This is a genomic window from Bartonella sp. AA83SXKL (assembly GCF_042196965.1).
In the GTDB taxonomy this organism is placed as follows: domain Bacteria; phylum Pseudomonadota; class Alphaproteobacteria; order Rhizobiales; family Rhizobiaceae; genus Bartonella.
Genome location: NZ_JBHIRG010000009.1, coordinates 53,563 through 75,417, shown reverse-complemented (window position 1 = coordinate 75,417; position 21,855 = coordinate 53,563). Strand labels below are relative to the sequence as shown.

13 protein-coding genes, 2 tRNA genes and 1 pseudogene are annotated in these 21,855 nt (G+C 35.3%); 7 read left to right on the top strand and 9 right to left on the bottom strand.

Annotation, left to right across the window (positions count from 1 at the left end; translation table 11 throughout):
• Positions 1–58 precede the first annotated feature (58 nt).
• The 3 genes from ACFINO_RS06010 to ACFINO_RS06000 all read right to left on the bottom strand — a co-directional run bounded on the left by ACFINO_RS06010 (position 59) and on the right by ACFINO_RS06000 (position 4,208).
• Positions 59–1,006 (bottom strand): outer membrane protein, encoded by a 948-nt coding sequence (locus ACFINO_RS06010; protein ID WP_375655244.1) that lies wholly within the window; start codon positions 1,004–1,006, stop codon positions 59–61.
• Between the two features lie 560 nt (positions 1,007–1,566).
• Complete coding sequence (locus tag ACFINO_RS06005) at positions 1,567–1,839, bottom strand: hypothetical protein (RefSeq protein WP_375643196.1); 273 nt, start codon at positions 1,837–1,839, stop codon at positions 1,567–1,569.
• Positions 1,833–4,208 (bottom strand): mechanosensitive ion channel domain-containing protein, encoded by a 2,376-nt coding sequence (locus ACFINO_RS06000; protein WP_375643192.1) that lies wholly within the window; start codon positions 4,206–4,208, stop codon positions 1,833–1,835. Before ACFINO_RS06000 ends, ACFINO_RS06005 begins: the two co-directional genes overlap by 7 nt.
• A 180-nt stretch (positions 4,209–4,388) precedes the next feature.
• Here ACFINO_RS06000 and ACFINO_RS05995 point away from each other — a divergent pair, with 180 nt between their 5' ends.
• The 4 genes from ACFINO_RS05995 (at position 4,389) to ACFINO_RS05980 (ending at position 10,191) form a co-directional block, all read left to right on the top strand.
• Positions 4,389–4,766 carry a hypothetical protein gene (locus ACFINO_RS05995; RefSeq protein WP_375618656.1) on the top strand — a complete coding sequence of 126 codons (378 nt, stop codon included), beginning with the start codon at positions 4,389–4,391 and terminating at the stop codon, positions 4,764–4,766.
• 91 nt (positions 4,767–4,857) lie between these two features.
• Positions 4,858–7,371 (top strand): protein translocase subunit SecD, encoded by a 2,514-nt coding sequence (gene secD, locus ACFINO_RS05990; RefSeq protein ID WP_375643189.1) that lies wholly within the window; start codon positions 4,858–4,860, stop codon positions 7,369–7,371.
• A gap of 99 nt (positions 7,372–7,470) precedes the next feature.
• Positions 7,471–9,222: a YbaL family putative K(+) efflux transporter gene (gene ybaL / locus ACFINO_RS05985; RefSeq protein WP_375655243.1), complete on the top strand. Its 1,752-nt coding sequence runs from the start codon at positions 7,471–7,473 to the stop codon at positions 9,220–9,222.
• Between the two features lie 15 nt (positions 9,223–9,237).
• Positions 9,238–10,191, top strand: a complete 954-nt coding sequence (locus tag ACFINO_RS05980) for a YbhN family protein (protein WP_375613484.1) — start codon at positions 9,238–9,240, stop codon at positions 10,189–10,191.
• A 1,124-nt stretch (positions 10,192–11,315) separates the two neighbouring features.
• On the opposite strand, the gene ACFINO_RS05975 is transcribed toward ACFINO_RS05980, so the two are convergent.
• Positions 11,316–11,391 (bottom strand) — tRNA-Lys (locus tag ACFINO_RS05975).
• A 436-nt stretch (positions 11,392–11,827) separates the two neighbouring features.
• Here ACFINO_RS05975 and ACFINO_RS05970 point away from each other — a divergent pair.
• The gene (locus ACFINO_RS05970; protein ID WP_375612149.1) at positions 11,828–13,396 is read left to right on the top strand and encodes a TerC family protein; all 1,569 of its coding nucleotides are present in this window, start codon (positions 11,828–11,830) and stop codon (positions 13,394–13,396) included.
• Between the two features lie 654 nt (positions 13,397–14,050).
• Here ACFINO_RS05970 and ACFINO_RS05965 read toward each other — a convergent pair.
• The 4 genes and pseudogenes from ACFINO_RS05965 to ACFINO_RS05950 all read right to left on the bottom strand — a co-directional run bounded on the left by ACFINO_RS05965 (position 14,051) and on the right by ACFINO_RS05950 (position 17,833).
• Positions 14,051–14,149 carry a hypothetical protein gene (locus tag ACFINO_RS05965; RefSeq protein ID WP_375632822.1) on the bottom strand — a complete coding sequence of 33 codons (99 nt, stop codon included), beginning with the start codon at positions 14,147–14,149 and terminating at the stop codon, positions 14,051–14,053.
• Between the two features lie 2,064 nt (positions 14,150–16,213).
• Positions 16,214–16,781: pseudogene (locus ACFINO_RS05960) on the bottom strand (hypothetical protein).
• Between the two features lie 230 nt (positions 16,782–17,011).
• Positions 17,012–17,230, bottom strand: coding sequence for a YbfB/YjiJ family MFS transporter (locus tag ACFINO_RS05955; protein WP_375632810.1), 219 nt, complete (start codon positions 17,228–17,230; stop codon positions 17,012–17,014).
• Between the two features lie 526 nt (positions 17,231–17,756).
• Positions 17,757–17,833, bottom strand: a tRNA-Arg gene (locus ACFINO_RS05950).
• 263 nt (positions 17,834–18,096) lie between these two features.
• Here ACFINO_RS05950 and ACFINO_RS05945 point away from each other — a divergent pair.
• Entirely contained in the window at positions 18,097–18,870 is a 774-nt protein-coding gene (locus tag ACFINO_RS05945) for an NAD kinase (RefSeq protein WP_375632808.1), read from the top strand.
• 146 nt (positions 18,871–19,016) lie between these two features.
• Entirely contained in the window at positions 19,017–20,420 is a 1,404-nt protein-coding gene (locus tag ACFINO_RS05940; protein WP_375632806.1) for a DEAD/DEAH box helicase, read from the top strand.
• 60 nt (positions 20,421–20,480) lie between these two features.
• Here the strand turns inward: ACFINO_RS05940 and gltX are convergent, their stop codons facing one another.
• Positions 20,481–21,854, bottom strand: coding sequence for a glutamate--tRNA ligase (gene gltX, locus ACFINO_RS05935; protein ID WP_375643181.1), 1,374 nt, complete (start codon positions 21,852–21,854; stop codon positions 20,481–20,483).
• Between the last annotated feature and the right edge of the window lies 1 nt (position 21,855).

The window sequence follows — 21,855 nt, the reverse complement described above, 5'->3', positions numbered from 1 at the left end:
TAAAGGCCCTATCGAAGAAATAGGACCTCTTAAATTTAAGCTCCTTTATCCTACAAAATTAGAATTTGTAAGCTATTCCTGCGCGAAAATCATTCGTCTTATACTTAACTTCAATCTCGTCTTTAAATTTCCTTTTACCAAAATCTGAGTAACGATATTCCGCACGCACAACAAGATGATCTGTCATTGCAAAATCAACACCACCACCGAGAGTATAACCAATCATCGTTTTTGTTACATCCGATGTCCTATTAAATGGCTCACCTCCCGTAATTACTGTCGACAAAATATCTTGAAACTGTCCATAAGCAACACCACCAGCAATATAAGGCATCACATGCCCCGCAGAAAACCCAACACGCACCCGTGTAGCACCTGTCCATTTTTGTTTTAACGTATGATTAAACGTTAAACTGTCTTTCTCTTCTTTATCCTCTGCAGAAGAGCGAGAAAAGTCTCTACCCTGTCTTCTGACAAGTTTTGCCTTTTTTCGACTTTTTCCTTCTGTACCTAATTCCTCAGTATCAGTACCCGATCCTTCAGTGCCCGATCCTTCAGTGCCCGATCCACCAGTGTTAGGACCACCTGCACTCGTTTCATCAGCCTGAAATCTTGTTTTTGTATCCTTTTTTTCCGTTAAAAGCATATCCGTATCAATCCCCACAATAAAATTATTACCGAGATCAAAATTAACACCCGCATAAAAACCACCTATAAATCCAGAAAGCTCAGGCATATACTGCTTCTCGACAGGCACCCATGGTTTACTTTTACTCTCCTCATCGGGATAGAGAGGAATATCAACATCACGCGTTATTGCAGAAGTCTTACTTGAAAAGCCACCAACTTGCCCCCCGAAATAAAAACCTGCCCAAGAAAAAGGTGAAGAAGCAACAACTTCTGAGGCAACATGTAATGGCTCTTCGTGAGCCACCACATCTGCAGCCTGTACTATAGAAGGTGAAATCAAAGAAAAAACAGATGCTGTTATAAATTTTGTATTCATAAAATTATACCCCATTGCTAAATTTAAATATAATCAAAAATCACATTTAGAAAAACAAAGTTTTATAAAATCTTATGCTGTAAAATTGCATTTACTCCTTTATATTTACATTTAAATTTATCACTATAATAATATATCATTACACCAAAATTTAATATTATCAAATAAATTTTAAAATATTAGAATAATGAATACTTTAAATAATAAATATTTAATAAAAATACCTATTATATTTTTAAAAGGATGAAATATAAAACATTTTGTATCAAAAATACCGCAAAAAAAAAATCACAAAATAGTATATTTTATGCCTTTTTAATGAAAAAAATCTAAAAATGATGTAATTATTTTTAGAGAATTGATGTTCATTAACAATATTATAAATACCTCAATATTCTTACATCCAAAATGCATACTGTAGATTCTACATAGTATAAAAAAACATCCATTTTATACTAAAATCATACTTTTTTTTACCATTTTCTAAAGGATGAGATTATTAATACGACAATATCATTATCCTTCTAAATCTTGTCCCCAAACAAAAATTCTCAATCATTTTATTTAAAAATTGCTCTTCCCCTACTGATTTCTATAATATCATCTGCCTTTATTGCAAAACGGTCTTTATTAGGAAAAGTTATAAAACATCCCTTCATACAAATTGTAATTTTTTGATGAGTATTTAAAGAAATTTTTGAAGGTATACTTCCTTCAACAACAATAAGAGATTGTATCTTTAAATCATTATTCTTCACTGTTGCAGCAAAAGCTGTTATGGTAGAAATACTTAATAGAATAACTGTAATCAAAATATAAGTATATTTTAGCATTCTAAGATTCCTTCCTCAGCAAAACGCTTATATAGGCTAAATCGAAGAGCATTGGTTACATGAGAAGATAAGGTAATATTAGGCACATAAATAGCCAAATTAAAGGAAAAACTCTTACGATCAAATGCTGTAAAACTTACCTGTGGGATAGGATTTTTTAAAACGCCTTCTGTCGCAGAAGCAATCTCTAACAAAATTTCAGCAACATGCTCTGGAGCAACCTTAGATGATACAGTAACTGGTATATCAATTCGTCCTACTTTATTACGTCGTGTCCAATTACTAACGTTGTTATTAATAAGGCTTGAATTGGGAATAATAATCGTCTTACGCTGAATGGTCTCAAGTTCCGTTGCACGCACACTAATACGCTTAACAACCCCCCCTACTGATCCAGATTCTATATAGTCTCCTATTTTAAATGGTCTTCCAACTAAAATAATAAGTCCAGAGACAAAGTTTTGGACAATATTCTGTAAACCAAAACCTATACCAAGTGAAAGTCCTCCAGCAATAAGAGCGAAATTTCTAAGATCCAAACCTGCCATTGATAATCCGGTCAAAGCAGATACAACAACGCCTCCATAACTTATCACTGTTTTGATAGAATTACGTATACCAGAATCGAACTCTCCATGAACCAACACCACATTATCTAACCAACCAATAAATCGGTGAATAAGAAACCAGCAAACACAAAAAGAAATAATTCCTGTTACAAGAGAAATCAAAGAAAGACTAATATTTCCAATCTGAAAACCGGTCACCGATTGCCACAAAACTGCTTTTAAATCAGAATAGGAAAATCCAAACTGTACAGCAATTGGCATTGCACAAAATATAACAACAAATAAATTGAGAAAAACGCTCATAAAAACTCCCAATTGATTCATCGTTTTTTCTTCTAAATGAAACCTCTGCATCAAAAGATGACCAACCGTTGTTTTCATAAATTGGTCTTTAGTTCCAAGTGCTTGAGCGCTTTGTATTCCTAAATACATGAGAACTAAAAATGCTCCATCAATCATAATTTGCTGCGTAATAAAACGCGCAAGTCCAACATAACCTAAAAAATTCAATACAAAGAGCAGTAACCCCAAGCCAATAAGAGGAATGCGTATATAAAATGGCCAAAAGTATGGCTCTTTTTTTTCTTCTTGAACACGCCTACGTCTAAACCGCAAAGGTACAAATGATATTATAAATAGCAATATCGCTACAAGAAAAACAGCAATAAAACTTTTAGCAATTGTCAAAGATAGAGGCGCTGAAATGATTTGATAAATACTATCAAGAACAGCGTCAAATGCCAAAATACCCCCTAAAGACGTGAGTAAAATCACTAATTGATAAGCAGACGATGGTGCAATACTGAGAAGACGCACATGGGGCCTATTCGATGATAGAAGAACAACAGCTAATCGATTGATTAAAAATAATAAAATAATTTGACAACCTATCATATCAAAAACTGTTGTAAGTTTACCTGGATCTAAGTTAAAACTACGAAACAAAAACAACACAAGATAAACGCAAAGAATACATACAAGTGAAGGTAAGAGAACTGAAATAAAGGCGATCAATAAGCGTTGTAAATAAGATATTTCCTCATTAGACTTCGTAAAGTGGCAATACACATGAACAAGAACTTTTTGAGAAAAATACGAAAGTCCCAAAGTAATAAAAAGTGGAATTAAAAAGCAAAGAAATAGTTGTAAAAACTTGAAGTAAAATATAAAATTCCACCAAGAATTTAACAACACAAGAAAATCTGATGAAGCCTCTTTTGTTTTTTGGGCGAGATGTTTAACCATCGGCATCGAAAACTCAAGCCTATACGTAAGCGTGCGTTTAAAAAGCTCCCGAGATTGAGAAATAGAAAGTTCAGCTATTCTATTTGCCGCTAAGAAAATTGCTTCAAAACGAAGCATGATACTGTTAATTTTAGCTTTTTGCTCTATCAAGTAGGAATATTCCTTCACTGAGCTTTTCAGTTTTTTCACGTCACGATGGAGCTCCATTAATTGATCAAGAAGTGTATTAATCTCATTAAGAGGAGGACGCAAAACAAATGCTGCCTCAATAGCACGTTCACTGATATCTTGTGCACGTAACCGTAATTCTTCTAAAGCACGCTCATCTTCTGGCTTTCTGTCAAAATCTCTTTTTAAAGTTTCAGTATTTTCTTCAAGAGTCTCAATAATCAACTGTTGTTGCTGAATAATTTCATCAACTGAATAAGAAGCTATCGTTTGTTCGACAATTGTATTTTGTGCCCCCCTATTACCCCATGCACCAGAATTAAATACAAAGATAATCCCCAAAAGAAGGAAAAGTATGTGGATGTTTTTTCTACAAAATGAATACATATCTACCTTATGAGCACAAAAGGGATTTTATTTCTCTCTTTTAAATATGGTATAAAGTAGATATTTTCAACTTTTATAGAATAATCTTATAAAAGCTTTCCCTTATCCTATAATACTGATAATAAGATAAAAGAATGATAAATAAGCTGAACTCAATAAGATTAAAGAAGGCACTCTAGCATGTTTTTTTTGCACCTTTATTGCAAAAAAGAAGATTTTCTTCCTTTGACAACCTGGATTTTTCTATCCAGTTTAGGTGTATTCTTGACGAGCAACCTAGAAACGCGTGCTTATTTAATCAAACAATCACACACCAATAACGTCATTAAAACGAATAGATTTGATTTACATCATAAATGTGATCATGTGAATGTTACCACAACTGAAAACAAAAAACTTGTAACACTCCATACAGAATCTATTTTTATGAGGACCTTTCAAAAAATCCTAACATTGGATTTCTTTTTAATAAGGATTCCAGCTGTTGACACACGATTTCGTAACGTTAAAACACAATATTTCTCAAATAAACGCGCTCCTCCCAATGAACACACTTAATTCTCTTCCTTGAATATAAAAACGATCATCTTATTTTACTTGTGCTTTTAACTTTGAATAACTGTTAGATTGCCTATTTACGGAATATATCATGCGTACACCTGGTTGGTTAACTACCCTTTATTGTTTTATTCTTTTAAGCAGCATTTATGTTGCCTTACCCAATTTATTTTCACACGAACAAGTTAAAAACTCGAAATTCTTACCCGACACCCGTGTAGCACTTGGTCTTGACCTTCAAGGAGGCTCTTCTCTCCTGCTCGAGGTTGATAGCAAAACGTTAAAACGCGATCAGTTACATATAGTTTTAAGCAATGTGCGCAATGTATTGCGTGAAAAACAAATCCGCACCTCAAGTGTGCGTATCGTTGAAGATAGCGTTATTGCCCTTATTTCTGACCCATCGCAAACTGAAAAAGCACTCTCTGCTTTGAAAACATTAATAACCCCCATACACAGTAGCTTTGGCACAACAGAACATAACATCACGATCAGTGCTCAAAATGAAACTCTCCGCGTCACATTAACAGAAGCTGGTATAAAAGACCGTGTCAGCAATGCTATTGAACAAAGCTTAGAAATCATCCGTCGTCGTATAGATCAAGTTGGTGTTTCAGAACCAGCCATCCAAAAGGTTGGAAATGATCGTATTATGGTCCAATTGCCTGGACTACAAGATCCAAAACAACTGCGTGATCTTTTAGGAACAACCGCTAAGATGAGTTTTCATCTTGTTCCTTCTAATGTGGACCCCAATAATCCCCCTATAGGTGTTTCTATTCTCCCTGGATACACTGATGCAACACAACATTATGCAATTTATGATCAAATTTCTTTAGATGGAAATGTCCTGAAAGATGCCCGTGCAGGTTTTGACCCCCAAATACCAGGACGTTCCATTATTTCATTTACGCTAGATTCCGCTGGCGCAAAAATATTTGCTGATATAACACGACAAAATATTAACCGTCCTTTTGCCATTGTTCTGGATAATAAGGTTTTAACCGCTCCGACCATCAATAGCGTCATTCCCAATGGACAAGGTCAAATTACAGGAAACTTTGACCCCAAAGAAGCCTCAACTCTGGCTGCTCTGCTTCGTGCTGGTTCCCTCCCCGCACCACTCACGGTCATTGAAGAGAGAACTGTAGGTCCAAATCTTGGTGCTGATGCCATCCAAATGGGACTTTACACCGGCATAATTGGCTTTATTCTTGTTGCAATTTTTATTTTTCTTCTCTATCGTATTTGGGGATTAATTGCCAATATAGCGCTAGCTCTGCATACAATTTTAACATTTGCTGCACTGAGTCTTTTGGGAGCTACGCTTACGCTGCCTGGTATTGCTGGTATTATTTTAGGTATCGGTATTGCCGTTGATGCTAATATCCTTATCAATGAACGTATCCGTGAAGAAAGTCGAAAAGGTGTGGGTGCTTTTGCAGCCCTAGATCGTGGATTTAAACACGCTTTTGCAACCATTGTTGATGCAAATGTTACAGCAATTATAGCGACCGTCTTACTATTTTGGTTCGGGACCGGCCCCGTTCGTGGTTTTGCCGTAACAATGTTGCTTGGTATTATCATCTCCATGTTTACAAATATCACCATTGTACGCATCATCATGATTTGGATCGTTCGTAAATGGAAAATTAAAAAATTGCATATTCACTCTGCTTTCAACATCATGTCACAAAACACAACTTTCCACTTTATGAAAGCACGTTTCATTGGTATTGGCGTCTCAATTGTTTTATCAATGGCTTCAGTTTTTCTCTTTTTTAAGCCTGGATTGAATTTTGGTATTGATTTCATTGGCGGAAGCCAAATGAGTATTACCACGAAAGGACCAGCAGATCTAGCAACTCTGCGTTCCAAGCTTTCTACTCTTAATATTGGTGAAATTACCTTGCAAAATATTGATAACGAAAATACCGTATTAATTCGCATGCAGAAACAAAGCGGTGGCGAAGCACAACAAACCACCGCCATTGATAAGGTCAAAACAGCTGTACAAAATATCTATCCCGATACCACATTCGATCAAATAGAAATTGTTGGTCCCAAAATTTCAGGTGAGCTTGCCACAGCTGCTTTTACTGCTGTTATTCTTGCGGCTATTGCCATGTCTCTCTATATATGGTTACGCTTCGAGTGGTTCTTTGCCATTGGAGCAATTATCACTCTCATTCTAGACACCACAAAAATGATTGGCTTTTTTGCTTTATTTCAATTTGATTTTAATTTAACGGCTATCGCCGCACTCTTAACAATTGTTGGATATTCTATAAATGATAAAGTTGTCGTCTATGATAGGATGCGCGAAAATATGCGTCTTTATAAAAAAATGCCGTTGCGCGAACTGATTGATCTGTCCATTAATCAGGTTCTGGTACGTTGTTTTTTTACATCAGCCACAACAATTCTTGCGATGCTCCCCATGGCGATATGGGGTGGAAGTGCTGTTCATAATTTTGCATTACCCATGGTCTTTGGGATTATTATTGCAACATCATCCTCTATCTTTATTGCTGCTCCTATTTTACTCCTGCTAGGAAATTGGTGGCGTGAGCGAAATAATCGTGCAAATATCAAAGTGAAATAAAAATGCCCTTTAATGCGTATGGTACATCTCGCCTCTCTTCTCATAGAAATATAGTCGTTTTCATTCATTCGCTTTTTGATCAAGAATAGTAAATAATCCATGCTCCACGACACACCACTTATCACAACTATTGTTGCAGGCTTATGTTTAGCATTTCTCTTGGGAATGATTGCTAGCCGTTTACGTATTTCACCACTTGTAGGCTATTTGTTAGCTGGTGTTATTGTGGGACCCAATACAGGCGGATTTAAAATAGATTCCGTCATCATTAATCAACTTGCTGAAATTGGTATTATTTTGCTGATGTTTGGTGTTGGGCTCCACTTTTCATTAAAAGACCTTTTATCTGTCAAAGCTATTGCTGTCCCCGCTGCTATTGCACAAATGGCATTTTCTACTTTTCTAGGTTTGTGCCTTGGTCTGATTATGGGATGGGGCTTTAGTGGTAGTTTGATCTTCGGTCTTGCTTTATCCATAGCAAGTACCGTTATCCTGCTACGTGCTTTGCAAGAGCGTCATCTTATTGAAACAGAAAAAGGACGCATTGCCGTTGGATGGTTGATTATTGAGGATTTAGCAATGGTCCTTATACTTGTCCTCATCCCTTCCTTGGCAAGTGCCCTCAGCAATACCAAAAAAGAAGCGTTGGATCCTCTTGTTCAATGGTTGGATTTAAGTATTTGGGGTATTTTTGGTCTCACCATCCTAAAAGTAATTGTATTTATTGCACTTATGCTCGTCATTGGGCGACGCGTTATCCCATGGCTTTTAAAAATGAGCGCACAATCGGGATCACGTGAATTATTTCGTCTTAGCGTCTTTGCTATTGCATTAGGAGTAGCTTTCGGAGCCGCTCATTTATTTGGAGTTTCTCTTTCTCTTGGTGCTTTTTTTGCTGGTATGGTCATGAGCGAATCAGAATTAAGCCACCGTGCCGCGGAAGAATCTTTACCACTGCGCGATGCTTTTTCTGTTCTCTTTTTTGTTTCTGTAGGCATGTTATTTGACCCCGAGAAACTCTTAACTCATTTTTTCCCTCTCTTAGCAACCTTATTCATTATCGTAATCGGAAAATCTGCTGTTGCCTTTTTCATCGTTAAAGCTTTTCGCTATTCTAATGCAACAGCTTTGACTATTTCTGCAAGCCTTGCCCAAATCGGAGAATTTTCCTTTATCCTTGCTGGTTTAAGTTTAAGCTTAGGACTTTTAAACAATGACGCTCATGATTTAATTCTTGGAGGAGCAATTTTTTCTATTTTGCTCAATCCTCTTGTTTTCATTGCCTGTAATAAAATTAAAAAACGTCTAGAAAAAAATTCTGCATCTTCACAAAATACCCAAACAATTATTGATATTGATCCACAAGATCCTGACCAAGATTTTTTACCGATGACCTTAAAAAACAACCATATCGTAATTATTGGCTATGGTCGTATCGGTAAGTGTGTTGCATTATCTTTAATAAATAAAGGTGAACCTATAGTGATCGTAGAAGAATCAAAACGCCTCTCTGATAAAGCGATTGCAGATGGCTTTGAGGCTATTTGCGGCAATATCATTCAACAAGAAATAATGAACGCAGCAAATATAAATAATGCACATAAAGTTGTTATTACAATGCGAAGTACCATTGAAGTAGGAGAATGTATCGTGAATATCCGTGATATGAAGAAAGATATCCAGATAATCACACATGCATTATCCGACACAGAGACAACATATCTCATTGATTTAGGTGCTGATGTTGTAGTAACAGATGATGAAGAAATTGCCAATGGCATTATAGAGTATATAACAGAACGAAGATCTGTAAGGAATATGCTCAATCATGAAAATTTACAGAAAACATAAAATGGATACAGAATCGTGAAAATAAAGCAATTTATATGGCCATTGATTGGTATCTTAGCAATGCTGGTATCTATTCGAATTCTTTACATGAAGCTCTCTGCCATTTCATTTGGGGATGTATTGGAGCGCTTGAGCAATTTAAATGCACAGCATTGGTTATTAGCCTGTTTATGTTCTCTCCTAGCTTATGCTGCTCTTGCTGGATATGATCGAATTGCCTTGCAACATCTAGGCCATAAAATTTCTTGGATTTTTATCGCTATATGTTCATTTACAACCTACGCTCTTTCACACAATATCGGTGCTTCAGTTTTTTCTGGTGCCGTTGTACGCTATCGCGCCTATAAAATGAAAGGATTAAACGGAACAGAAATCGCAATATTAGTAGGTTTTTGCTCTTTTACTTTTGTAATCGGCACAATCTTACTTTTGGGAATCGTTTTGGTGCTGCAACCCGAAATTATCACCCTCATTCATAAAGAACTTCCTGAATGGCTCGGAACAACGGCTGGAGCAATTTTACTCAGCTGTATAGCACTTTATACGTTTGGCAGCTGGCTTCAGTTAAAACCCTTACGCTTGGGGAAGAAAATTCAACTTTCCTATCCACGACTGAAAATTGTTATTCAACAGCTTCTCATTAGCCCTCTAGAGCTTTTAGGAGCAGCAGGAATTATATATGCTGTTCTCCCACATAACGCAGATATTCATTTTATCTCTGTTCTTGGTGTTTTCCTAGCATCTTTTACGATAACTCTTCTCTCTAATGCTCCAGCAGGAGGAGTAGGAGTTCTTGAAGCTCTCTTCATAACAGGCATGCCCAATATAAATCCAACCGATGTTATTGCAGCACTTATTGTCTTTAGAATGTTTTATTTGATTATACCCCTCATCCTTTCATTATTTGTGGTCGTCATTTTTGAGGCGCAACAATATTGGAAAAGAGCCCCCAAAACACCACCTGAATAAATAAAAGGCTATCAATGACTTCTTTTTTATGTACCTATAAAAGAACAAAACACCATCGTGTTACCAATTTACATATCTTTTTTAAGAAACCTCTCTCAACGCTCTTCTCCATTACACAACAATACCCGTAAATGGTATAATAGTAAAGCTATTGTTGCACCAACATCTTTATACTTAATAAAAGAGCAAGCCTGCGCCATTATACTATTTTTCCAATGTTATGATAACTTTTAGCACTTAAGAACATTAATAAGAATTATTTTTATGCCTTTCTTCAATAGTCTTTATCCACACGTTAATCCCATTTATGATGCACAAATGAATGATTTTAATTAATTTATTATAAGAGGGATTGAAACAAAAGAAGTTTATGATAGTAAAGTTTTTTCAAACAAAGAATAATCAATTCTTTATAAATCAATATATTATAATGAATCTGAGTGGCTTTCTTAATATTTATATTTTTAGAGGTTTAGCTAACGGAAAGACAGCATAGCGTAAAACCACACAGCTTAATATTTTAAAACTTTAAGCCTCATTAAAGTTTATTGTCTTTCGTTTAACAGGTATTAGCTTTAAACAATTAAACTGATCTAATTTTATTACTTGTATATCCATATAACTACTTTGTATGTCCAGATAACTACTTTATTTTATCTTGATTTGCCCTCTTGGAATACTGATGATTATTACAGAAGTTTTTTGTTTAAGCGGGAGAGTTATCAAAAAATATCCACGCTGCTGACACAACTAAAGTGTAAAGTTTCTTCTGTCTTTAAACAATATGCTAAAAATCCAAAAAAATTTTAATCAATTTATATTAAAAGAAGTGAAAACTGTTGATTTTTATACCCCTTTAAATAACACAATTGTCGGTAAGAAGCTTCTCCTTACCAATTGCAACTTAAAAAAAAAGAAACAATACGCATTAAAAGATCTTTAAATGTCCTTTGGAAGTTCTTTGAGTCCCCTAAAAAGTACAAAAACCGATGACTAAGCTATATCAACAATCTTCACTTTTAAACAAACAGATATGGGGAAATCCTACTGCCCAATTTTATTTAGCAACTCATACCTTAAAAAAAATTACGCAATCAATAAGTTATTTACGGTATAAAATAAAATGGTGGGTGATGAGGGGATCGAACCCACGACCCGCTGATTAAGAGTCAGCTGCTCTACCGACTGAGCTAATCACCCATAAGCTTCTCAAAAGACGAGAATGAGCGTTTCTATAACGCTCCTAAGGATAGATGTCCAGATATTTTGTTGTTTGTTATATAAACTCATTGTCTGTAAGGTTAAAAATATGATATTCACCACTTGATCTTATATAAAAATAAACCCATTATAAGAAGCTTTATAAATAAATGTTCTGATTGTTATACAGAACCTATAGTTAGAGGATTATCGAGCATAATGCCCGAGCGAAAATTAGAGGAACCTTCTTGTGGTTGTAAGCGGGATGGGGCATCATTTTGTTTTATCAAAAATCACATGCATTCAAGCAATATTGTGCTGTTTTTTTCTTTGAATATAAGTTTTTTACATTCAATGTTCATGATCCAATATACGAACAAAAGCCTATGAATTTTTTTTGTCAATCGCGCGCTTTTAAGCTTCTAAAAGGTAAGGAATGATGGAATGGATCACTGATCCCCATGCGTGGTTTGGTTTGATCACGCTGGTTTTTCTCGAAATTGTTTTAGGAATAGATAACCTTATCTTTATTGCAATTTTAGCTGAAAAATTGCCACTGCATTTGCGTGACCGCGCACGCTTTATAGGTCTTACTTTAGCATTAATTATGCGGCTTTTTCTTCTTACCGTTATTGGATGGGTTATGAGACTCGATAGAGTAATTCTTTCACTTTCATCTTTTGTATTTAGTTGGCATAGCTTTATTTTAATCGGTGGTGGAGCCTTTTTGCTCGCAAAGGGAACGCTAGAATTACATGAAAGGTTAGAAGGAGTATCACATGAAAGAAAAACAGGCGTTGGTTATGCTGTTTTTTGGCAAGTAATCGTCCAAGTCGTGGTGCTGGATGCCGTTTTTTCACTAGACAGTATTATTACCGCAACAGGTATGATTGCAAAAGAGCAGGCAGCAGTTATGTATATCGCAGTCATAGCTGCTATGGGAGTAATGATGTGCGGATCTGGTGCTCTTATGCGTTTTATTAATCGTCATCCCACTATTGTAATCCTTTGTCTTGGTTTTTTGATGATGATTGGTTTTACTCTCATTGTTGAAGGATTTGGTTTTCATATTCCAAAAGGGTATTTGTATGCTGCTATTGGTTTTTCTGTTCTTATCGAAGCTTTTAATCAAATTGGACGTCGTAACCGTGAAAAAATGATTAAAACGAATGATCTACGCAGTAGAACAGCTGATGCTGTTTTGAGGCTCTTAGGAGGAGGAAGCAAAGATAGTCACCTTGCTGAGACTGTAGATGTTATTGCTGAACAGGCCGCAGCTTCTGAGTTGTTTAGACCAGAAGAAAAGGAGATGATTCGTGGTGTTCTCGATTTAGCTGATCGCCCTGTTCGCTCTATCATGTCGCCGCGTAATGAAATTGAGTGGTTAGATTTAAATGCTGATGAAAATGAAATGCGTGAAGAATTACAAAAGGTTAAACATAGCCGCTTAATTCTTGCGCGTGAAAAAGTGGATGAATTTGTTGGCGTTGCATTGACAAAAGATCTTCTTTTGAATTTGGCTGAGGGAAAAAAGATTAATTGGAAAAAAGCTATGCGAGAACCCCTCGTTGTTCATGAAAACACAAGTGTTTTACGATTGATGGAGCAATTACGTCATTCTTCGATTCAGCTTGCAATTATTGTTGATGAGCATGGATCTTTTGAAGGAATTGCAACACCAACCGATATTCTTGAAGCTATTGCAGGAGACTTTCCTGATGACGATGAAGAACTCATGATCGCAGAACAACTTGAAAATGGCAGTCTTCTTGTTGAGGGATATGCTGATATACGCCGTTTAAGTGGTTATCTTGGGCGTAACCTTGTGGATGAAGCAGATCGTTATACGACTCTGGCAGGCTTTATGCTTTGGCAGTTTGGTCATTTACCAAATGAGGGAGAAAGCTTTGAAACTGATGGTTTACACTTTAAAGTGATTGAAATGGAACGCAGAAACATATCTAAAATCCTTATTTCTCCACTTGTATCACCAGAAAAAAGCTAATTCTTTTTATAAGCAAAATGAATAAAAAGATTTTTTTATGATTAAAAATTGAAAAGAATAAGCAGCTGATAACTCAATTGCATTTCATTATTTTTATATTTTTTCTAAGCGTAAAATAATGACATACAAAAGTTATATTATCAATGAACTTTCCATTATAAAAAATTTTCATTGATGATTGACGAAAAGCTGGAAGAGAGAAAATGGTGCAAAATTATTTGTCAATGGTCATTAATCTCAAAACAATGAATATATACAACATATTGATTTATAATAATTATTTATTACAATATTACCTTCACATCAAGAAAGCCTCTTTCAAACATCAGATTTCCGCCAATGGATAAAACTCCACCATTGTTGAGTTCACTCAACTGATGATGGCATCTTTAAACCAGACTCTGGCTCCTATAATCTTTTTAGATCTTCTTGATATTTCTTAAGGAGCTATTCCTTAGCTTTTGTTTCGATAAATTTAGCTATTTTTTCCTTCCAAGAATGAAACTCCACCTCTCTGGAAAGCTCTTATTAAGAACTTTGTTTTTCTTCCAGATGGTTCATATTTTTTACTACTTTTGCAATGAAAGCGTAGCTGAGTTGCTTAGATTTGACTACTTCTTTGACTAAAGCCAATGCACGTTCAAAATGAATCTGTTAGGTATTTTCATCAAAGCCTAAATGATCCTCTGTACTGAAAATTTGGTAATAAGATTGTAAGGTTGCAACATCACCCAATAAAGCTAGTGCACCAATATGAAGTAAGCTATAATCTGCATCATCTACCTTGATAACCTTTATGTGCCCTCCAACTTCACTCTATCGCCAAGGTGGTACTCCATATCTGGAATAAAAGCATTTATGAAGATCAATTTTTTCTATCGCCTATTTCAAGACATAATCCCGCTTAATTCCAACCAATCCGCATATATTTCTTCTTCACAAACTCTCAACCCCTTTTTATAAAAATCAAGTTGTAGATCTTGTAAGTGCTGAGAATTGATAGGGATCAATTACCATATAGGCAGCAGCTAAAATACCAGTACTAATCGAAACTCCAACATCAACTTACGGATAACCTTTGATAATTGCGTCATTATAAAGAATTTGTACTTCACAATCTGGTAGTTGATAACATGCTGAATAATTATCTACCTCTTTAATTTTTTCAACAAACCAATCAAGATTTTTGAAGAACACTGTTGCACTCTCCATGATTAAAAAATTCTTTGCTCTACCTCAAAAGAGGTTGTATCCATATCAAAAGTCAAAAGCAAAGCAGATTTTTGCAAACAAAAGTGATAACGCCGTGTAAGAGAAGAATCTTATCAATAAGGTCTTTGGTGATTTCTTTTGCAACGTCTAAACGAGATGGAATCTTATTCCTAAAAAAATATAATAAAGTCAATAGTTTGTGTGCAATTATTTTATATGAATCCCATTTAAAATCTACACTTTTATACGTGATTTAATTAACCATTTTTCATAAACAATTACCATGTATGGATAGACCATAAAAAGCAAATCATGATGCAAATGTTATAACGCATGTAAACATTCAAATGAAGTAAACGCAGCTATCATTCATAACAGTTCATAAATTTTATGATACGTTTTTATCACACACAAATCGCATTATTAAAAACGTAGTCGTTTGAAATTATCGATAACATAAATTGCATGCGTTTAAAGAATGGTATGGGGTTTACTCTTTTTTTGAGCTAAACCTTAAAAGAAATAATCATTTGAAACTATCATAGAATAGGTTTTAATTCATTAAGGGCACATAAAAGGATTTAAAGACAAGTCGATTTTAAAGCGCCGCTTACTAAAAAGTTAGTCAATAATAAGCAGACATTATATAGATACTATCATCACAACAGGTAATGAAATTGATAATGTTATGTCGTAGAAATCAAAAGATTTTTAATGATATAACGCAGGCAAACAAGCAAAAAACGTTTTAAAAGTTATAGTTTAAAAATACGAAACCAAATGACGTCCCCTCAAATTTGAGGATACTTATTAAGACAAAGATAAGTAGATAAATTTCAAAAGGATTGCAATCATATTACAAAGGCATGGTGTTTTACTCAAATTTGAGTCAAAAGCGACAATATTAAAGACTGCTCTATTCTAAAGTTAACGAGCTCAAATTTGAGCTGGTTAATTTTGCCAGCCAAAATATGGATATGGACCGGCTTATTTGCAGAGAAGTTAAGTTTAAATGCAAAGTGAAAATACGCTTATGAGAACCTCACTAAATGAACGTTTAAAGACATAAAATGATATCTCTATAAAAACGTTTGAAACCTAGGTTTTATAACAGTTTAAAAGCCTTAGATTTTATAAAAAGCGGTTGTTTATTGTCTTCTGAAAAGCTGCTTTTAAAACCAATGCTTGTAAATTTAAACAACGGGTTTTGTTACAAATATTCACTTAATACGCATTTTCTCTTGATTGTCTTGATATGAACCTACCAAGCATTGAGACATTTTGATAATGTACTTTGTGTCAAATGACCACTTCAAAAATGCGAGCGTTATTCTTAATACGTTTTATAGCCATACAAAAGTGTTTATAGATTCTGTAATTCAAATGAGTGATTAAATATTATACCTGTCATTTACGTTCCTATTGATCAGTTTTAATCAATAGAATAGAGCGTTTGCAATATGATACGTTTTGTATATATGCATTCATTATTGATTTCTTTTGTATGATCTGTAGTACCTCTATTTAAAAGCAGCGTTATATCAATTGGCACGGCTTTCTTTTATGATGCGTTTATAACCATCAAAGAAGCACTCTCCACGTCTGTCATTTATTCTGTTCATCAATCTTGATAACATCATCACTTTCATAAACCTCACAATTTATGGGAACCGAATATAAATCGCTATGTCTTTTTATTCTTGCATTGCCATAAACAGAGCTATACCCATCAGTATGATACCCCATGCTAGCATTGCCGTAAACCTTTCCTAACAACCGCATGATCATAAACCGCGGCATTGCTATGAATACGTGCACTACCGGATAATTTTTCATTCCCATAAACCCACGCATAATGATAAACTCAACCGTTATAAAAAAGATGAGCATTGTCATAAACATGAGCACCAAAATACACATAGGTTTTATCACATATAAGGGTATTGCCATAGACATAGCCACCAATGGCAGTATTGCCATAGCCCCTTGTATTTTCATAAACACGACTAGATGTTACAACACGGCATTATCAGCAACCCAGCAATTGCCATTATGAGAGAGATTGCTCTTTCATTTTCAATAAAAGCATCTAGACCGCCTTTTTTACATCACCAAAATCTTTTAAAGCACGAATGCGATAATATATATATATATGACCAGTCACGAAATCCATTTAATTGATCTATTCATATTTTGGATGTTTTTTTTCTGATTAACAGGAGCGGTTTCATTTGCAATGGAAGAAATAACGGAGGTGTTTTTTGATATAGTTGTCATATTCAAGCTAATAATAACATATTCATTACCTAGGAGAATAGCAACTCCTACACCTGCCTAAAGCGAAGAAATAATCCGCCCATTATGGCTATGCTGCATGACCATCATAGAACCCAAAACCATCATTCACCAGCAACAAAACGGATCAAAAGGACTAAGTGTTAATGCCATGAAAATAATAAGTGCACTCATTACTATAGCTGCACAAGATAGTATGCGAGGAGCAAGAGATATAATCCCAATTCTGCCAAACGTAAAGAACATACTCCCAACTAAATAACCACCATAATTAGCGTTCGGTATATAAGAAAGTTGATTAAAGCTAAACAATCCCTCATCCAACATAACTGGCAATATTGGTGTATAGAGAAATTACCAGATAACCATATCAAATACAGCATTTTGAAACAATTCAAATCTTGACGGTTGTTTTTTCCCCCTTATTATTCCTTTAACTGGTGATATTCCTCATCCGCGTTCCATATCACCATAACAGCCTTTAACTCCAAAAATAGAATAAAAGCAAATTTAGCTATTTATTTTAATGCTCAAAACAATATATTTAGCGATCTACTGTCAACATCGCCAGATCAGTTGTACAATAACATATTGAATTAATATGTATTTTTATGTTATAAATGTTTATAGTTAAATTGAAAGCATATTTAGATAATCTTGCTTTTTTATCTTGATATTTAAAATGACTAACCGAAAAATTATATACGCAGCCATAAATTTTACTTCTCTTGAAATTATTTTCTTATTCGCTACAAAACTTAATAAACAACTCAAATGACCATTTTCATAAAAGAGGAAATTGGCTTCTTTTTAGGTAATATTGTTATTTAGGATAATATGAAGTTGAAGAATTTGGTGCACCCGACAGAATTCGAATCTGTGACCTCTGCCTTCGGAGGGCAGCGCTCTATCCAGCTGAGCTACGGGTGCTCCACACTAATTATTAAAATCAGTTATGGTCTTTTAACTAATCATACTCTTAGCTTCAATGCTAAATTATCATTCTAATAAAAAAATTACTTGTTTGTGATTTATCTAACGACGCATTCCTTTTACTTTTTAATGATACTTTACCTTGAAATAACTTCTCTTTATTCAATGCTCTTTTTATTATAAAAAGAGCATTTATTACAACTTCAAAACTCTCATAAATAAGTTACAACATAAATTATAAGTATCAGGATAATTTTTAAATGGCTACATTACCAAGTCGCTTTCATTTTATTTCCGCAGAAACTGAGGAGGCTATCAAAGCTACCCATAAATTAATTTCCGTTTATGGTCATTCTTCTCTGGAAGAAACTGATATTGTTGTTGCAATCGGTGGTGATGGGACAATGTTACAAACCGTACGAGATGTCATGAACACAGGCAAACCTATTTATGGCATGAATCAAGGTTCTGTAGGATTTCTTATGAATGAATTTCATGAAAAAAAATTGCCCAATCGTATTGCTGTCGCACATAAAAAAGAAATCCATCCCCTGCGCATGATTGCAAAATCTGAATGTCAAGATTCTATCGAGGCGCTTGCAATTAATGAAGTATCCCTCTTTCGGCAATCTTATCAAGCGGCAAAAATTCGCATCACCATTGATAACAACGTACGAATGGAACAATTAAGTTGTGATGGTGTCCTCGTCGCTACACCAGCTGGATCAACCGCCTATAATTTATCAGCACAAGGACCTATCTTACCTCTTATGGCTCCCCTTATGGCCCTCACTCCCGTTAGCCCTTTTCGCCCTCGGCGTTGGCATGGAGCTTTGCTTCCCAATACAGTAACAGTGCGCTTTGATATGCTTGAACCTGACAAACGCCCTGTAAACGCTGCTGCAGATAATATTGAAGTTAAATCTGTCCATTCAGTTACTATTTCAATGGCAACAGAAGTAACAGCTTCAATCCTTTTTGACTCAAATCATTCATGGGATGAGCGCATTTTATCAGAACAATTTCGCTATTAATGATTGTATTATGCGTTTTATATGTATATGATTGTTATAGTTAGTTTTTTTGTGAAAACATCTTAACACTTTTAAAGAGTGTAGAATATTGGTTATAATCATCATTTAGATAGCGCAGTTAAAATCACAGAGCAGTTGATAAAAAAATGATACCATCTTTAAACAGTTTTGATGATTTAGGTCTTTCCGCAAAGGTTATTAATGCGGTGAAATCAGCGGGGTATACATCTCCGACACCTATTCAAAGTGAAACAATTCCGCATGTCCTTCAAAGAAAAGACGTTTTAGGAATCGCCCAAACGGGAACAGGTAAAACCGCCTCTTTCGTATTGCCTATGCTCACTCTCCTTGAAAAAGGTCGTGCAAGAGCACGCATGCCCCGTACGCTTATCTTAGAACCAACAAGAGAAATTGCAGCTCAAGTTGAAGAAAATTTCGATAAATACGGCATAAATCATCGTTTAAATGTTGCTCTTTTGATTGGTGGCGTTTCTTTTGAACTCCAAGATCGCAAACTTGAACGGGGAGCTGATGTTCTTATAGCAACACCAGGGCGCCTTCTTGATCATTGCGAGCGCGGTAAACTGCTCCTGATGGGCGTTGAAATCCTTGTGATTGATGAAGCTGATCGCATGTTGGATATGGGCTTTATTCCTGATATTGAACGCATCTGTAAACTAACCCCTTTTACGCGTCAAACTTTGTTCTTTTCTGCAACAATGGCGCCAGAAATTACAAAGCTAACGAAACAATTTTTACATTCTCCTGTATCTGTTGAAGTTACAAAAGCTTCCTCAACAGCTACCACAATTACACAACGGCTTGTCAAATCTGGAAATAAATCATGGGATAAAAGAGCGGTTTTACGAGAGCTGATCCAAAATGAAGGTGCAGAGCTTCAAAATGCAATCATTTTCTGTAATCGAAAGAGAGATATCTCTGAACTTTTTAGATCGCTCATCAAACATAACTTTAATGTAGGGGCACTTCATGGAGATATGGACCAATATTCGCGCATGAACACCCTAGCTGATTTTAAAAATAATAAACTTACACTTCTTGTTGCTTCTGATGTTGCTGCCCGCGGTCTCGATATTCCAGCTGTAAGTCATGTATTTAACTATGATGTTCCGACACATGCTGAAGACTATATCCATCGAATTGGTCGTACAGGGCGTGCAAATCGCAGCGGAAAAGCCTTTACAATCGTTACAAAAGCTGATCAAAAATATATCAATGCCATCGAGGAAATGAGTAATGAAAAAATTGAATGGCTCAATGGAGATCTTTCAACTTTAATAGCCGATGCTCAAACAGAAGATATTGTTGTAAAGAAAAAATCTTCAAAATCATCAAAGAAAACTGCTCCAAAAGAGCCTGTTGCTCACACTAAAAAATCTGTAGAAGAGAATAAAACAGAATATATCAAAAATGCAAATAATAAGGAGAAGCCATCTGAGCAACAACGCTCACGAAAAAATAAGAATTACACGCCCCTTGGATTTGGTGATGATATTCCTGCATTCATGCTCATAAAGACGCGTAGATAGACTCGTCCTTTACTCTCTGTAAGCATAAAGTAAATAAAAGATGCCTTTTAAAAGTTTCTCTTATTTCTTAGAGATTCTTTCTATTACCTTTTCACGCCCTAAAAGCTGCAAAAGCTTTCCCATTTCAGGTCCATGATCCATGCCCGTAAGTGCTTGACGTAATGGCATAAATAAGAACTTTCCTTTCCGACCTGTTTTTTCTTTTAATGCTGTTGTCCAAATTTTCCAACTTTCCTCATTCAAAGCACCTTCAGGTAAGAAATCGAGTGATTGACGCACAAATACACGATCCTCTAGTGCCACTGTATCAAAATTCTGTTCATCATGAATGATTTTCCACCACAAAACAGCATCATTGACTTTATCAATATTGCGTCTTATCGCGTTCCAGAAATATTCCGCCTTATCTCCCTCAATAGAAAGTTTTTTAAGGCGCATTTTAACGTCCTCATAACTTAGTTCATGGACAAGATGACTATTCAAAGAAAGAAGATCAGCAATATCAAATTTTGCAACCGATTTTGATGTATCTTGTAAATTAAAATGCTCTAAAAGCGCTGCTTGATGGGGATAGGGATGTACATTTTGTGATGTCCCAATCAAAACGGCAAGGCATTGAACAGCTATAGATTCAAATCCTTTTTCCCGTAGAGAACGAATAGAAAGATCATTATTACGTTTTGAAAATCCTTTTCCTAAAACTGTCGCCAATAAATTGGTATGAGCAAAAACCGGTAATTCTGCATTAAGAGCTTTAAAAAGAGCAATTTGAGCGCCTGTATTTGTAATATGATCATCCCCACGAATAATATGCGTAATAGCCATATCTACATCATCAACAATAGACGGCAATGTATAAAGATAGCTTCCATCTTCACGAATAAGAACAGGATCTGAAAGAGAAGCCAAATCAATCGTCTGCTTTCCCTTTATTGCATCATTCCAGCAAACTTCTGTTCGCTTTGTTTGTAAAGGATCACTTTCAAAATTAGGAAGAAGAAAACGCCAATGGGGTTTACGACCTTGAGATTCAAAGTTTTTTTTCTCTTCTGCTGTCAATTTTAATGCTGCACGGTTATAAATAGGAGGCAATTTGCGTGAAAGCTGGATTTTACGACGCCGCTCTAATTCTTCTGCAGTCTCATAACAGGGATAAAGAAGCCCGCGTTGTTTGAGAATTTCTGCAACTTCATCATATCGATTAAATCGCTTAGATTGGTAATAAATTGAATCTGGTTGAATACCAAACCATTCAAGATCAACAGCAATAGCATCAATATATTCTTGTTTAGAACGTTCAACATCTGTATCATCATAGCGCAAAATAAATTCTCCTTTATGCGCTTGCGCATAAAGCCAATTGAAAAGCGCAATACGGATATTGCCAATATGAATATAACCTGTTGGAGAGGGAGCAAAACGAACTTTAACCATA